This is a genomic window from Aliiroseovarius sp. Z3 (assembly GCF_029105185.1).
GTDB lineage: Bacteria > Pseudomonadota > Alphaproteobacteria > Rhodobacterales > Rhodobacteraceae > Aliiroseovarius.
In genome coordinates this window covers 186,739-200,701 of the sequence record NZ_JAFMZK010000008.1, presented here as the reverse complement: position 1 = coordinate 200,701, position 13,963 = coordinate 186,739, and the positions used below count along the sequence as shown (strand labels likewise).

The following is a 13,963-nucleotide window of genomic DNA, read 5'->3' as shown; positions in this document are numbered from 1 at the left end:
AGCATCTCGGACGACCTGACAACCCTATCGCAATTGCCATCATGGGTCACCTGTCCTACGCACGAAATCCCTGAAGATGTTGCGCTTTTGTCAGGTTACGTACTCGGCCACCTACATACCGCGTTGACCCGAAAGCGGGCCCGGGAAGCTGACCTTGCGTGCCGACTGTTTCTTCTGTGCACAGGTGGTCAGCGATGTTCGGCAGGGGCAGTCTTTGATAGATCGCTTCGGCCGTGTTGGCCGTGTTTGTCGTCACGCAGAATAAACAAACCGAACGCGAATTGATCGTCCTGCCCATGAATGCTCCGATCATTCATCGAAACCGGGAAACGCCATGGACGCCGTTGGCTCCGGGCATCGAAATGCAAATTCTTCATGCCGATGAGAAGTATGGTGTCTGGACCGTCAAAATCTTCATGCATGCCGGCAGCACGCTTCCACCGCACAGGCAGTAGGGGCATCCGAGTTTTATATCATTGAAGGGCAGGGGACCCACAAGGAAGCTGGCGACTTTGAGCCTGGAACCTACGCCTATGAACCGGTAGATGCGGTCCATAGCCCCGTCCATGCCGAAGACGATATCGTGCTCTACATGACAAGCTATGGCCCCGGGGTGTTCGCCAAACCCTCCAGCGACACACTCTATGTCAGCGACGAAAAGGAAACCCTGCTCGAAATGAACCATCTCACGCAGGTTTGACGCATCAATCGAACACCCTTTCCAAGCGCATCTGTGCGGTTCTGTCGGCCATGCTGCTCGGGTTTATCTTTATAGTTGTCAAAAGTAGCGTTTCCCCCTTCTTCGCGCTGTCCGACGTCAGAGCTGCTGAGACAGTTTGAGCCAATCTGATAAGTTAGGGTTTCTTCATCGTCGCAAACACGCCGGTCTTGCAGTGAAGAACCATCAACGGCAGGGCCGCGATCACAGCACCCGGTTCAACTCGCCAGTCTCAGCATAGCTGGCGATCACCTGACGGTTCAGACGACCGACAGCATCGCGGCCTTCCCCCGCGGTGCAACTATGGATCGGCGAAACGACTATCATCACCCCTGCAAGAAGGTGTCCAGCCTGCGCGAACTTATGCCCAGCTGTAAGGCGTGAGATCTTTAGCCGCGTAGCTTGTTGAAAACGAAGCCCACCACCATCTGGACGATCATGCCGGTGATACCGCCGCCCACGATCTGTGCAGGTATCTGTTCCAATCGTTCCTCGTGATACAAGATTTCGAAATCCAGCTAAAAACCAGATGCAACGCAACAATAGCTTACGCTTGAATTGTGAACGGCACAGGCCGACCTCTGACCACTGTCACGACCACTGGTTCATCCGCCGTCTGAGCGATGCGATCGATTGCGCTGACGTTTGCAGCAGATATTGGCAGGTGGCATCGGAACCCGAGCGTATCCGCTAAATCGTCATAAGGTCATATACGCGCCAAGCTAGGGTCCGTCCGCGTTGGATAGGCATTCCGTCAAGACAAGGGCCATATCCTCTGCTTCAAGCTGGTCAGCAGAGGTCGAGAATAGCCTTGCATTACTTGCGCAAACAAACTGTTTGGCGGTGGGATCAATCATCTCTGGATTGTCGGTGTAAGATACTATGCCCGACCCAAGCAACGCGTATATCCCCGATGGTTTCGGCACCGAGAAATATCCTTCCGAGAACACAACGTGTTGCGTCTCCGCGAAGACGCCGGTTTCCAACCGATCGGCCCGCAACTCGCTTTCAGACGCCGCACCCACGGCCCGCACCACATCCCCGTCCTGGATATGAGAGGGCACAAGGCTGGTAATTTCGGTGCCGCCAATCGTCAGCGGTTGGCCCGGTGCTATGTCGAACACATTGCCTTCGATTCTGGCCGGGCCGTTGGGTGAGGCTGGCTCAACCCGCGAGGCGACGACTTGTTCACCTTTCCATAGCCCGCTGACGGCAATCCAATCACCGGTGGCGTAGGCGGCTGTCATGTCACGATCGGCCAAGACCACCGTTCCCATAACGCTGAGTTCTGTGTCCGAAAGACGCTGTATCGGCCCGACCAGCGGGGTGATCTGACGGATATAGCTTGCCTGCCACCCGTCACCATCGGGCGTGGCAACCACGGCGACTGTATGTCCGGGCAAAAGCTGCCGGGCGGCGCTGACGGTGACGCCGTCTGTGACAGCAGAATCCGGGGCAACGCGGATATGCTGGCCATTCACATAGATGCTGCCCAGTTCTGTGATTGTGCCCACGATGCCGGTTCCCAAAATGCCACCTTCGCGTTCACCATCGTCATTCGCCAGCAGACTGCCGGCCAAAACAAGCGACAGGACGGCAGACAGGACTATTCTAAGCAAGCTCATTCCGCGTCTTCCTTTGCGTTCTGGACAGGCAGCACATAGGCCCCTGCAGCGAAGCGACCACTGGCATTCAAGGCGGCATCGCGTTCCTGAAGCGCTTTTGCGCGGCTGTTCAGCCGCTCGAGAAGTGCCTGCGATTCCTCGCGCGCCAAGGCGTCAAGCTCGGCGATGGATGCATCGCTAAGATGGGAATAGCGCACAACGCGGTCGAAATGGCGCCGCGCACCATTTGCAGCCAGAAGGTTTTGGGTAGCAGCGGTCATATGGGCGGTCAAGGTTGCGCGATAGGCGGCGACCAGCTCTTTCGATCCGGCGCCGGGCACCAGTGCGTTGGTTGCAAGGCGCAGGCGGCCATCATCGGGGTCTTCCTCGACCGCGCCCTGATCCAGAAGCATCTGCCGCATCGTGCCGGGGGCCGCGTCCAGTCGTGTCTGACGGACCAGATCGTCAAACCCCGGCCCTTCGGAAGAGCGTTCACGAAGTAACGCACGGGGCGTATCGTCCTTTCCTTGAAAGTCGGGCGCCGTCGTCCAGTAACCAATCAGCAACGCCAGTCGGTTGGCCGTCTTGCGACCATCCGCGGACGGCGCGTCAGACCGCAATCGTCGGACGTCCTTGCGATGTAGCCCGGTCATGATGCTGATCCGACTGTCAGATACGTCCGGTCCATGAGACTCTATCACCGCATTCAACAGCGCCATTTTGATCGATTCTGTAGCTGCACCAACTGTCACACCATGCGCGACCATCGCCTGCGAAAGCGGGGCGAACAGATCGGTCAACGCATCAGAAAACGCGGTAGCTGTTTTTACATTCAAGACAGATTCCGTTTGTTTCAAAGATGTTATGTCAGATTTGACAGGGTTTGTATCAATTCCACACACGGTCGTGAGAGTGCGTTAATCCATTGTGAAGTGTCAATGGGTAATTTTCCCATTAACAAAGATGGCGTCACACCAACAAGGAGATTGCCGTCATGCAGGACCTCGCTACCGATCCACGACTTCATGCCTCTCGCGGGCATCCCATTGCTTTGCCCCCAGCCGATCATCTTGGTCTGCAGTCGCTGCCTGCCTTCGACCGTGATCGGTTCTTCACATTTGGGTGGGGGCCGACACAGTCCCTGCGCTTTTCGACAATTCTGGAGGGGTTCAGCCATTACGCCGCTTTGCAGCCTGATGCGATTGCGGTTGAACACCAAGGTACCTCGATTTCCTATGGTGCGCTGGATGTTGCCTCGGATCGGTTGGCGGGTCTGCTGGCCGGGCAGGGCGTAACGCGCGGTCACGTTGTCGGGCTATACCTGCAACGTTCGATCGAGATGGTTGTGGGTATTCTGGCCGCCATGAAAGTGGGTGCGGCCTATGCTCCGCAGCATGTGGGTGTCGCGCCGACAGAAAGCCTGAAATACATTGCGAAACAAACCGGTGCAAAGGTGCTTCTGACCTTGTCACGCCTGCAAGGGGACGTGCCGGTGGACCCCGATCATCAGATGTTGATCTGCATTGACGAGGTCATGAACGATGAAAGCCACCCGGCCATCGCGCCGCAGGGGACGGATTACTATCTGCACCCTGATGACCGTGCGATGGTGTTGTTCACCTCGGGCACGACCGGTGTGCCCAACGGCGTACAGGTGACGCATAAAAACCTGTGCAACATCCTGCACACCCGCCCCGGAAATCTGGGCATGCGCCCCGGCCTGCGCGTGGGACAAATCCTGTCCATCGCCTTTGACATGGCCGCATGGGAGACGTTGGGCGCGCTGTCCAATGGTGCCACGCTGGTCATTCGTGGCAAGTCCATCGCCGAGACCGCCGAAAAAGTGGATATCCTGATCGGTACGCCCTCGATCCTGAACACGTTGGACATCGAACGCTGCCAGAACATCAAAGTTGCCGCTGTCGCGGGCGAACCCTGCCCGCGTCCCCTGGCCGATGCATGGTCGCAATTCTGCACCTTCTATAACTCCTGCGGGCCGACCGAAACGACGATCATCAACACGGCCGAGCCGCACAACGCCCACAAGGCCGAGCTGTCGATCGGACGTCCCACCCCGAACAACACCGTCTATGTGCTGGACGAAGATCTGTCACCGCTTCCGATCGGCGCGAAAGGCACGATGTGGGCGGGCGGGGATTGCGTTACCGCGGGCTATCTGGCCAATCCGAAGCTCACGGATGAACGCTATCGCCCCGATCCGTTTCGCCCCGGCCATATGATGTTCAACACCCGTGATCTGGGATCGTGGACCGATGACGGAGAGCTTCTGCACCACGGGCGCGTCGACGATCTGGTGAAAGTTTGCGGTTTCCGGGTGGAGTTGGACGGCGTTTCTGCGGCGCTTGAAGCCTCGGAGGGCTGCGAACAGGCCGTCACGTTGAAATATGACAACCGAAATCTGGTCAGCTTCATCTCGCCCGCAACGGCAGACCCCGATCTGGCAACCCAGTCGGTGGAAGCGACGCTGCCTTATTACAACAAGCCCAGCCTTGTGATGGTCCTGGACGAGTTGCCCCGCACCGCGCGTGGCAAGATCGACAAACGGCTGCTGCTTGAAATGGCCAAGGCCGAGGTTGAAACCCGTGGTGTGGAGCTGAAGTAATGGCAACCGAGACAGTGAATATCGAAACCACCGCACTGCGCTGGCGGCGCATTACCCGCCACCCAGCCTTGATGGAATATCGCCGTTTGGCGTTCCTGGTGGCCATGGTTAATCTGGCCGTCTTCGGCATTGGTCTGCGCGATGGATACTGGCATGACGGTGCGGCCTATATGCTTGGCCCGATTGCCGATATGGCGCTGATCAATCTGTCGCTGGGCATCCTGATCCGGCAACAACGTGTGGTGAATGCGCTGTTCTGGCTGGCGACGCGCATCCCCACCAGCTGGCCCCTATGGATCCGCTGGGGCGCCGGCAAGGTCTTTCATTTCGGCGGGCTGCATTCCGGCGGGACCGTGACCGGCACGGTCTGGTTTGGGTTCCTGCTGTTTGCGATGGTCGCCAACCGCCTGAGTGGTGCAGCACTGCCATCCGATCTGACGCTGGGACTAAGCGCCACTATGATCGCTCTGATGACGCTGATGATTATCTCGGCCCTTGGTCCGATCCGCGCGAAGTTTCATAACATGTTCGAGGGCATCCACCGCTTTGTCGGCTGGACGGTTCTGGGTCTTTTCTGGGCGCAAACGATCTCGATCACCCATGACATGGGCGCCAACCTGACCGAAACAACTGCCTTTTGGATGCTCGGCCTGATCACCCTGTCGATTCTGTCACCATGGCTAACCCTGAAGCGGGTGAAGGTGAATATCGAGAAACCTTCCAGTCATGTGGTGATAGCCGGGTTTGACTATGGCGATACCCCCTTCGCGGGAAGCTCGAATTCCTTGTCGCATACGCCGTTCGGTCAATACCACGCCTTTGCCAACATCCCGACGCCGGGACAATCCGGTTATCGGCTTGCGATCAGCCGCGCGGGCGACTGGACCGGAGATTTCATCGACAATCCGCCCAGCCATGTGTGGGTGAAAGGGATCACCACCTCGGGCGTGGCGCGCATAGAAGAGCTGTTTACCAAGGTGGTTTACGTGGGCACTGGATCCGGTATTGGCCCGATCTTGCCGCATCTTCTGAAAGGTGCGGTGCCAAACCGACTGGTCTGGTCGACCCGCAGCCCCCGAGCCACCTACGGTGATGCACTGGTGGATGAGATCGAGGCCCATACCGAAAACCCGGTGATCTGGGACACGGATACCAACGGAAAACCGAACCTGTCCGCCCTTGCGTTGCAAGCGGTGCGGGAAAGCGGGGCCGAAGCGGTGATCGTGATCTCGAACCAGAAACTGACCCGCCAAGTGGTGCATGACATGGAAAGCCTTGGCATCCCTGCCTATGGGGCGATTTGGGACAGCTGATCATGTAGGACACGATCGAAACCGAAGTTTTGGGGCGGGTCCATGGATCCGCTTCAATCGACCCGACAAACTGAACACGAAGGTAGTGGACGGCGTTTAGGCGGAAGTGGGTTGGCGCGAATGTGGAGAGATACTTGACATCATAATTGTCATTATGACATGTATAGTGTCATCATGAAATCCCATCGACTACACAAACTTGTCTGGACCTCACGCCCGCTTATGCAGGCTGCGGAAGCGTGTGTCGAAGCCGGGCTGAAAGGAACTGGCCTTACGGTTCGAATGCGGGCCGTTCTGGAAATTCTGCACACTTATGGCGATCTGAGCGTGCCCGAGATTGCCGCCAAGCTCGAGATCAATAGGCAATACGTTCAGTTGATGGTGAACGAGACCCTGGCCACCGGAGTTACCGAGCAACGCCCAAACCCTCGTCACAAGCGCTCGCCAATTCTGATGCTAACCGATGAGGGGCGCCGTCTGATCGAGGATATTATCGCTCGGGAACTGGCGTTGATGGAGGAGATCGGCGCTGACTTCGACAGCGAAGAGATTTCGATCGCCATGAAGGTGGTTCTTGCGCTGACGGAAAGGTTGAAAGAACGAGCAGGAGAAAACGGATGATATTCTTCTATCTCGCCGGTGCGGTGGTGCTCGTCGCAGTTGTATGGCTCGTCCAGGGTGTAAGACGTATCGGCGCGGTCAGTGATGGAAAGCTGATTGGCGACCGGCCCGGGACGGCATTGTTGCTGATCGACCTTCAATCTGTCTTCTGGGAACACGGACCATACTCCCAAACATCGAAGTCGGCCGCCGCTGCCGTCATACTTTGTGAAATCCAAACCGCAAGAACACGGGGCGTTCCGATTGTCGCCGTGCGTCAGGAATGGTCGATCCCTTCCACCAAAGTGATCGCCCAAATGATGATGAAAGGGCAGGCCGTAGAAGGCACCGCAGGCACCGAACTTGCAGCGCCGTTCGCAGAACTGGCAGACTATGTCGTGGTCAAGCGGGTGCAGGATGCATTTGAGACAGGAGAACTTGATGCGCTTCTTGCGAAACTCAAGATCGGAAAGCTGCGCATCGCAGGGCTGGACCTTAACTACTGCGTTCAGAAAACGGCGCTTGCCGCCAAAAACCGGGGGTACGATGTAGCGGTCATCAAAGACGGGACGCTCTCAGCCGCGCCGACCCAGCGCGCCGAGCGTCTGATGGCCTCAAGAGGGGTGGCGTTGCAATAGTCCGGCAATCAGATTGAACTTGTCCATCATTTGCTCGGTATATCATTGATCCCCTATTTGGAACGGCACCCATCAGCAACTTGCGAGAAACGTGTATTGGAAGCTATCGCATCGAGATCTCTCTTACCCAGTCCGAGACCGGATCGCCACTGCCAATCTGAGGTTGGATTAGACCATCGATCATGAAAGTGGGGGATACATGAATCCCGTTCTGACGCGCATATTTGCAGTGCCATTTGATTTCGCGATCAAGATCGGGAATGGCAAAGGCGGTGGCCAGTTCCACGCCAGAAAGGTCTTCGAGCCGGGCGATGATGTTGCGCCGCGAGCGGCGTTCAATCACCGAAACGGCCTTTGAGGTCGGGTTCTCGTCAAGTTCCGCTTTTTCCGTGGCGTTTCAGGAATATGTGGGCCGGACCCCATCGGCCTATGCAAAGTCCTTTATCGGCGGGCCTGTATCGTCGCGGCACTAGGGAAGCGTTCGCCTTCCGGGAGCTGCGCCCCAGACCAAGGCAAGCAGCATGACCGCGCCGCCAAGCAACGTTGCGGTGTTCACGCGTTCATTCAACACCAGAGTTGCCGAAATGAAACCAATGAGCGGTGTTGCGGTGCTGATCAGGGCGACGCGCTCGGTTGGGAGGCTGCGCCCAGCTGCAATCATGAACCCAAACCCCGCTCCGCTGGCCAAGGACCGATAAACAGAAGCAGGGTAAGCGATGTTGGTGTCAGTGACTGCCACTCAAACGGACCCTCGAAGAAACAGGCAACCGGTAGCAAGGCCAATCCAGCAATAAGCATTTGCCAGAACAGCGCATCGCGCACACCACCTTGCCACTCGTGCCGGTTGACAAGCCGCATTGCGATTGCCCACAGAGCCGCGGCAATCAGGATAAGAAGAAGAGCACCCCATAAACCTGGCTTTCCAGAAGAAACCACAATCGTCGTGCATCCTGCGGCGGAAAGAAGTGCGGTTACCTTGCGTTTCATCCCAATTGTGGCATCGCCAAAGATCATCTCGATCAATATGAGCCAGACGGGCGTTGTATAAATCAGAATGCTGGCGGTACCCGCCGGAATGAGCGTCAGCGCAAGGGTTACCAATCCCATCATACCCGCAAACAGTAATACCGCGACACCCAGGATAACCGGCAGGTCGCCTCGCGTTAGAACCGGGAAACGCTGCCTTGCGATAATAATCAGGGCGGCAACAACCGGGGCGCCAAGTAGAAAGCGAAGGCTGACCATCCAGAAGGGCGGAAAGTGCCCAAGACCGACAGGCCCAGCATGACGAAGGCGCCCTCTGGTCGAGGCATGACAGAGGCCGGACGGTCAATGCACCGGCCTCTGTCTGGTTTTGCAGTGCGGGGCATCAGAACCTTTCCAGCACGATCTTGCCCTTTGCATCGCCAGCTTCGATAGCCGCATGAGCCTTGCGCAGGTTTTCTGCATTGATCGGCGATAAAACTTCGCTCACCGTCGTGCGAATGCGGCCCGCGTCGATCTCGTTGGCCACAAAACTCAGCAGGTTGTGCTGCTCGATCATATCAGGTGTCTGATGCATGGCGCGGGCGAACATGAATTCCCAGTGCAGCGCGGCCGCTTTGGTCTTCATGCCAGCCATCGGCATTGGCAGGTCGGTGTCATCGATCGACACGATCCCCCCCTGCGGACGGATCAGTTCGACTGCGGCATCCCAGTGGCGCATGTCGTTGAAGATCGCGATGTGATCGACATGTTGGAACCCAAGCGCCCGGGTTTGTGCGACCATGTCCTCGCGGTGGTTGACGGTATGATCCGCGCCCAGTTCCTTAACCCAGCCAATCGTCTCGGGGCGCGAGGCCGATGCAATTACGGTCAGACCGGCGCGCTTGGCCAGTTGGATGGCGATCGAGCCGACGCCGCCAGCGCCGCCGATCATGAGGATCGACTGCCCAGCATCCGCGCCGTCGCGGTCTATGCCGAGACGGTCGAACATGGCCTCATAGGCGGTGATTGTGGTCAGGGGCAGGGCGGTCGCTTCGGCGTAACTAAGGGTTGTTGGTTTGCGCCCGACGATCCGTTCATCAACCAGTTGGTATTGCTGGTTGGTGCCGGGACGGGTGATGTCGCCCGCGTAATAGACCGCGTCGCCGGGTTTGAAGAGCGTCACATCCGGCCCGACCGCGCTGACGATCCCAGACGCATCCCAACCCAGAACGCGTGGCGTTTCCTCGATCTTGTCCTTCGGGGCACGGATCTTTGTGTCGACAGGGTTCACGGCAATCGCCTTCACCTCGACCAGAATGTCATGGCCAGTTGGTCCAGAGACCGGCAGTTCCATGTCAATGAAGGCGTCGGGTTCAGTAACCGGGAGGTAGCGGGTCAGGGCGACGGCCCTTGTGGTGGTACCATGCTGCATGTTGAAAATCCTCTTATGGGTTTCAGTGTCCAAATTCGACTGTGACGAACAAAAGTTCGTCTTGGCCGGTGTTGGTCAGGTCGTGGACGAAGCCACTTTCGGCGGTCAGGTCGGGAAAATGCTGCGTCTGGCCATGCTTGTAGATCACATCTTCGATCCGCCCGCCTGCCCGGTGTACGGCATCGGTCACCTTGTGCCAGCCTGCGACCTGTTCGTCCGAGTGAATGCCGGGGGTGAAGGAATAGCCCTGGCCTTGTTGGCTGATCTGCGTGGCTTCAGTGATGATCAATCCCGCACTGGCGCGTTGCGCATAGTATTCTGCCATCATCGCATTCGGGATGTTGCCGGGCTGATCGGTGCGGCAGCGTGTCATTGGGGCAAGTGCCATGCGCGAAGGCAGCTCAAGGGCACCGACTTTGGCTGTTTCAAAAAGGGCGGTCATGTGTTTGGTCCTCTCGAATATTTGGTTTGAGGCTGGTTGGAGGTGGTTCAGGCGTGGCATTGCATGCCCGAACCGCGCTTGCGTTCCTGTGTCAGGATGAACAGCACGCCGAGGATCGGAACCAATGCTGCTGCAAAGGGTATCGCTTGTGCACCCAAGGTGCTGTCGACCACGGCCGCGCCGATGATCCCGCCAAGTGCATTGGCAATATTGAAAGCCGAGATATTGGCCGTCGCTGCAAGCTCTGGCGCTTGTCGGCCGAACGTCATCACCCGCATTTGCATCGCTGGCACGTTGGCAAAGCTCATCACGCCAAAGAGGAAAGCGGCGGCGACAAAAGGCCATTTGAAGGGCGCGGCAATGCCGACCACGACAAGGGCAATGATCATTGCGATTGGCCAGCCGATCAGGGACAGGCGCAGATTGGCGTCTGCGGTGCGACCGCCCAGGGCGTTACCAAGGACAAGGCCCAGCCCGACGATCACAAGAACCCAAGTCACGTCTGGGCGCGCAAATCCGGCCACCTGCTCGGCCACGGGAGCGATGTAGCCATAGAATCCCATGAACCCCGTCCAGGCCAAAACGGTAAAGGCAAGGCTCGCAAGCAGGTTGCGGTCGCCAAAAGCACCGATCTGGCCTCGAATGGACGCCACAGCTTCACGACCCTGACGCGGGACGGCAAACATGATGGTAAGCAAGGCGATCACGCCCAAAGCCGCGACGATCAGAAAGGTGATGTTCCAGCCAAAGATGTTGCCCACCCAGGCACCGCCCGGTACGCCCAGCACGTTGGCAAGAGTCAGACCAGCAAACATCTGGCCAACTGCCCGGCCTTCCATATCCTTGGAAACAAGCCGCGTCGCGACGACGGCCCCAATGCCATAGAAGGGACCCTGGGTCAGACCGGCAATGATCCGGCTGATCAAAAGCGCCGCATAATCCCCTGCAAAGGCGGACATGACATTGCCTGCGATGAACAGACCCATCAGACCAAGCAACACGTTTCGCTTGTCGAACCGCGCCAGCCAAAGCGTCAGGATCGGACCACCGATCACAATCGCCATTGCATATACCGTTATGAGTTGCCCGGCTTGACCTTCGGTGATGGCCAAATCGTCGGCGATCTGGGTGAGAAGGCCCGCGATCACGAATTCAGCGGTTCCGATGGCAAAGGCAGAGAGGGTGAGGATCCAGACCTGTAAGGGGAGTTTTGATCCTTTAGACATTGGAGTGTTCCTGTTCAGTTGATCAGCGCACCGCCGTCGATGTCGATCACGGCGCCGGTAACGGAAGGGGTTTCGATGACAAAGAGATAGCCTGCGGCCACATCCTGCGGTTGGGCGACGCGACCTGCGGGCAGGCGGGATGCCGCTCCGTCAAGCATTGTCTTGCGCTCGTCCGTATCCAGGCCTGCATAGGCCTCTGTCTCGGTCAGGCCGGGGCTGACAACATTGACGCGGATCGGGGCGAGTTCCTTCGCAATGACTTTGGCGGAGGCTTCAAGGGCCGCGACAGCACCGCCCGGCGCCTGCGAGCCTGCGGTAAAGACAAGATGGTCGATCGGGCCTTGTTCCGCGATCCAACTGGTCAGGGCAGCACCTTCTGAAGCATCAAGCCCGGTTGATCGGCTGGCGCGCACGACCTCGGCACCGCGCGCAGCCAGTGCCTCCGCCACAGCCGCGCCGATGCCCGAGGTGCCGCCGATCACGATGGCTTTCTTTCCGGTCAGGTCATTCATTTTCTTCTCCTGAGACTGGGGTGGCTTCGCGGAAAACCGTTTCGATGAGCTGTCCGCAGGGGGCATGGAAAAATATCCGCCGTTCGTTCAGTTCGGGCAGATCCATGGTGGAAAACCGAATGCCCTTTTCTTTGAGGCTGGCACGGAAACGGGTGTAGCCAGTCAAGCGAAACCCCACATGGTCCCAGGCTTCAGGGCTGGCATTTGGTCTCAGCCCACGTGAGCCGATCAGGTGGACAATGGCTTCGTCTCCGGCATAGAGCCAGTGGCCCGGAATTCGCTGGATCGCCCTTGGGCGCGGCTTCTCTTCAAGTCCGAAAACATCCACGAAAAAGTCCCGCGTTCCAGCGAGGTTTCGAGTGCGTATGGTCACATGGTCAAGCTGCATGGTTCGGTTCCCTTGGTCGCTGACAACATGGGCCTTGCGGCACACCAAGAGAATTGGGTAATTTCCGAAATAATACTTCGGAGATATCGAATAATGATACTGGACAATCTTTCGCTCTTTCTGCGTATCGTTGAAAAGGGCGGGCTGGCCGCTGGTGGACGTGAGATGGGGTTGTCGCCGGCGACCGTGTCGGAACGTCTTGCCGCGCTCGAGGCGCATTACGGGGCGCGGTTGCTGAACCGGACAACCCGGTCGATCAGCCTGACGGAAGAGGGGCGCGAGTTGGTTGATGGCGCGCAGCGTTTGCTGGCTGAATCGGAAGAACTTGAAGCGCGTATCAGGCTTGGTGTTGAACGCATAGCCGGGCCGATCCGGCTGAGCGCGCCGTCTGATCTGGGTCGCAACCGGTTGGCGCAGGTCATCGACAAGTTTCTTGAAGAAAACCCCGAAGTCACGGTCGACCTGCATCTGAGCGATGGGTTTGTGGATGTCGCTGCAGCGGGTCTTGATCTGGCGATACGGTATGGCGACCTGGGCGACAGCAGCTTGATCGTCCGGCGTCTGGCCGACAATTCACGGATCGTCTGCGCTGCTCCCGCTTATCTGGAGCGGTCTGGAACACCGTTGCATCCGATCGACCTGGAGAGTCATAATTGCCTTCTCATGCGGTTTGGATCGGGTGTAGACCGCGCCTGGCCCTTTGAAATCGACGGTGGAAGGCAAATGGTTACGGTGCGGGGTGACCGGATTGCCAATGATGGCGATCTGGTACGACGCTGGGCACTGGAAGGGCGCGGGATTGTGCGCAAGTCGCAATGGGATGTGAACCAGGATATTGCCGCAGGGCGACTCATCCCGGTGTTGAGGGAGTTCGAGGTTGCCGCCATCGGCTTGCAAGCCGTCATGCCCCCAGTTCTCACACAACCACGCCGCGTGCGAGCTTTGCTTGAGGCATTCGTAGCGGATTTTAAGGAAGGTGCCGGAGTGACTTAGGTGTTCAATCCCGGCATCCGGTGGATCGCGTCTACGATGTATCTTTCTGGTCCTGAGATTCAGATTTTAAAGTGTAGTCACATGGTGTGCGGCCATTGGGGGCGTCAGGCGATGTAGGGCGCTGTAGCCATCCAGAAAGTCGACCAAGTGGGTTCGACGCCTTCGCGCCTGTCATTCTGTCACGACGGTTTGAGGCCTGCCCCTTTCGACGACGGTACGGCACGCATTCGATGCGGCGGACCAAGGTCACTCGGATACACAGAAAGATGGGAAACTTACGCGTGGTACAACTGCGCCCAGGTGGACAGGCCGTCCAACGGCCTTGTGTGTTGCCGCAATGCGGTCCGTCGAAGCTGCCATTCATCGGGTAAAATCGGCTAGTTGCAGAACGCTTTCCGTTGCAGTCTGGTAAGGCCAACGCGATGCGGAGCTTAGCCGCCTGTTGCCCACGTCACCATTACTTACGCAGCATTCTCGCACACTTGCGGCGCGGTACTTGGGCACTGTT

16 protein-coding genes and 1 pseudogene are annotated in these 13,963 nt (G+C 58.0%); 7 read left to right on the top strand and 10 right to left on the bottom strand.

What is annotated here, in order from left to right:
- Positions 1 to 236: 236 nt before the first annotated feature.
- Positions 237 to 455 (top strand): hypothetical protein, encoded by a 219-nt coding sequence (locus J3R80_RS14625; protein ID WP_275394530.1) that lies wholly within the window; start codon positions 237 to 239, stop codon positions 453 to 455.
- 467 nt (positions 456 to 922) lie between these two features.
- On the opposite strand, the gene J3R80_RS14620 is transcribed toward J3R80_RS14625, so the two are convergent.
- From J3R80_RS14620 to J3R80_RS14610, 3 genes are all read right to left on the bottom strand, one after another.
- Positions 923 to 1,045, bottom strand: coding sequence for a hypothetical protein (locus tag J3R80_RS14620; RefSeq protein WP_275394529.1), 123 nt, complete (start codon positions 1,043 to 1,045; stop codon positions 923 to 925).
- 395 nt (positions 1,046 to 1,440) lie between these two features.
- Positions 1,441 to 2,343, bottom strand: a complete 903-nt coding sequence (locus J3R80_RS14615) for a DUF5666 domain-containing protein (protein ID WP_275394528.1) — start codon at positions 2,341 to 2,343, stop codon at positions 1,441 to 1,443.
- Positions 2,340 to 3,122, bottom strand: a complete 783-nt coding sequence (locus J3R80_RS14610; RefSeq protein WP_275394527.1) for a DUF6502 family protein — start codon at positions 3,120 to 3,122, stop codon at positions 2,340 to 2,342. Before J3R80_RS14610 ends, J3R80_RS14615 begins: the two co-directional genes overlap by 4 nt.
- 194 nt (positions 3,123 to 3,316) lie before the next feature.
- Between J3R80_RS14610 and J3R80_RS14605 the strand changes: the two genes are divergently transcribed.
- The 4 genes from J3R80_RS14605 to J3R80_RS14590 all read left to right on the top strand — a co-directional run bounded on the left by J3R80_RS14605 (position 3,317) and on the right by J3R80_RS14590 (position 7,496).
- Positions 3,317 to 4,945, top strand: coding sequence for an AMP-binding protein (locus J3R80_RS14605; protein ID WP_275394526.1), 1,629 nt, complete (start codon positions 3,317 to 3,319; stop codon positions 4,943 to 4,945).
- The gene (locus J3R80_RS14600; RefSeq protein WP_275394525.1) at positions 4,945 to 6,258 is read left to right on the top strand and encodes a hypothetical protein; all 1,314 of its coding nucleotides are present in this window, start codon (positions 4,945 to 4,947) and stop codon (positions 6,256 to 6,258) included. Before J3R80_RS14605 ends, J3R80_RS14600 begins: the two co-directional genes overlap by 1 nt.
- 159 nt (positions 6,259 to 6,417) lie before the next feature.
- Entirely contained in the window at positions 6,418 to 6,879 is a 462-nt protein-coding gene (locus tag J3R80_RS14595) for a MarR family transcriptional regulator (protein WP_275394524.1), read from the top strand.
- Complete coding sequence (locus tag J3R80_RS14590) at positions 6,876 to 7,496, top strand: cysteine hydrolase (protein ID WP_275394523.1); 621 nt, start codon at positions 6,876 to 6,878, stop codon at positions 7,494 to 7,496. The genes J3R80_RS14595 and J3R80_RS14590 overlap by 4 nt, the downstream gene beginning before the upstream one ends.
- 103 nt (positions 7,497 to 7,599) lie before the next feature.
- Here the strand turns inward: J3R80_RS14590 and J3R80_RS14585 are convergent, their stop codons facing one another.
- The 7 genes from J3R80_RS14585 to J3R80_RS14555 form a co-directional block, all read right to left on the bottom strand.
- Complete coding sequence (locus tag J3R80_RS14585) at positions 7,600 to 7,839, bottom strand: hypothetical protein (RefSeq protein WP_275394522.1); 240 nt, start codon at positions 7,837 to 7,839, stop codon at positions 7,600 to 7,602.
- A 314-nt stretch (positions 7,840 to 8,153) separates the two neighbouring features.
- Positions 8,154 to 8,741 (bottom strand): EamA family transporter, encoded by a 588-nt coding sequence (locus J3R80_RS14580; RefSeq protein ID WP_275394521.1) that lies wholly within the window; start codon positions 8,739 to 8,741, stop codon positions 8,154 to 8,156.
- Positions 8,742 to 8,865: 124 nt separating this feature from the next.
- Positions 8,866 to 9,894: a zinc-binding alcohol dehydrogenase family protein gene (locus J3R80_RS14575; RefSeq protein WP_275394520.1), complete on the bottom strand. Its 1,029-nt coding sequence runs from the start codon at positions 9,892 to 9,894 to the stop codon at positions 8,866 to 8,868.
- A gap of 22 nt (positions 9,895 to 9,916) precedes the next feature.
- Positions 9,917 to 10,336: a hypothetical protein gene (locus J3R80_RS14570; protein ID WP_343075829.1), complete on the bottom strand. Its 420-nt coding sequence runs from the start codon at positions 10,334 to 10,336 to the stop codon at positions 9,917 to 9,919.
- A gap of 47 nt (positions 10,337 to 10,383) precedes the next feature.
- Entirely contained in the window at positions 10,384 to 11,562 is a 1,179-nt protein-coding gene (locus J3R80_RS14565; RefSeq protein ID WP_275394519.1) for an MFS transporter, read from the bottom strand.
- 14 nt (positions 11,563 to 11,576) lie between these two features.
- Complete coding sequence (locus J3R80_RS14560) at positions 11,577 to 12,074, bottom strand: SDR family oxidoreductase (protein ID WP_275394518.1); 498 nt, start codon at positions 12,072 to 12,074, stop codon at positions 11,577 to 11,579.
- Positions 12,067 to 12,462, bottom strand: coding sequence for a VOC family protein (locus J3R80_RS14555; protein ID WP_275394517.1), 396 nt, complete (start codon positions 12,460 to 12,462; stop codon positions 12,067 to 12,069). Before J3R80_RS14555 ends, J3R80_RS14560 begins: the two co-directional genes overlap by 8 nt.
- Positions 12,463 to 12,555: 93 nt before the next feature.
- Between J3R80_RS14555 and J3R80_RS14550 the strand changes: the two genes are divergently transcribed.
- Together J3R80_RS14550 and J3R80_RS14545 are read left to right on the top strand one after the other, a co-directional pair.
- A complete protein-coding gene (locus tag J3R80_RS14550; protein WP_275394516.1) occupies positions 12,556 to 13,455 on the top strand; it encodes a LysR family transcriptional regulator in 900 nt (299 codons plus the stop codon).
- 215 nt (positions 13,456 to 13,670) lie between these two features.
- Positions 13,671 to 13,748: pseudogene (locus J3R80_RS14545) on the top strand (integrase); the annotation flags it as partial.
- Between the last annotated feature and the right edge of the window lie 215 nt (positions 13,749 to 13,963).

Bases quoted from the DNA above. Each gene is read 5' to 3' on its own strand.
- J3R80_RS14620 (WP_275394529.1), bottom strand. From the start codon at position 1,045: ATGATAGTCGTTTCGCCGATCCATAGTTGCACCGCGGGGGAAGGCCGC.
- J3R80_RS14615 (WP_275394528.1), bottom strand. From the start codon at position 2,343: ATGAGCTTGCTTAGAATAGTCCTGTCTGCCGTCCTGTCGCTTGTTTTG.
- J3R80_RS14605 (WP_275394526.1), top strand. From the start codon at position 3,317: ATGCAGGACCTCGCTACCGATCCACGACTTCATGCCTCTCGCGGGCAT.
- J3R80_RS14600 (WP_275394525.1), top strand. From the start codon at position 4,945: ATGGCAACCGAGACAGTGAATATCGAAACCACCGCACTGCGCTGGCGG.
- J3R80_RS14595 (WP_275394524.1), top strand. From the start codon at position 6,418: ATGTATAGTGTCATCATGAAATCCCATCGACTACACAAACTTGTCTGG.
- J3R80_RS14590 (WP_275394523.1), top strand. From the start codon at position 6,876: ATGATATTCTTCTATCTCGCCGGTGCGGTGGTGCTCGTCGCAGTTGTA.
- J3R80_RS14580 (WP_275394521.1), bottom strand. From the start codon at position 8,741: ATGGTCAGCCTTCGCTTTCTACTTGGCGCCCCGGTTGTTGCCGCCCTG.
- J3R80_RS14575 (WP_275394520.1), bottom strand. From the start codon at position 9,894: ATGCAGCATGGTACCACCACAAGGGCCGTCGCCCTGACCCGCTACCTC.
- J3R80_RS14570 (WP_343075829.1), bottom strand. From the start codon at position 10,336: ATGACCGCCCTTTTTGAAACAGCCAAAGTCGGTGCCCTTGAGCTGCCT.
- J3R80_RS14565 (WP_275394519.1), bottom strand. From the start codon at position 11,562: ATGTCTAAAGGATCAAAACTCCCCTTACAGGTCTGGATCCTCACCCTC.
- J3R80_RS14560 (WP_275394518.1), bottom strand. From the start codon at position 12,074: ATGAATGACCTGACCGGAAAGAAAGCCATCGTGATCGGCGGCACCTCG.
- J3R80_RS14555 (WP_275394517.1), bottom strand. From the start codon at position 12,462: ATGCAGCTTGACCATGTGACCATACGCACTCGAAACCTCGCTGGAACG.
- J3R80_RS14550 (WP_275394516.1), top strand. From the start codon at position 12,556: ATGATACTGGACAATCTTTCGCTCTTTCTGCGTATCGTTGAAAAGGGC.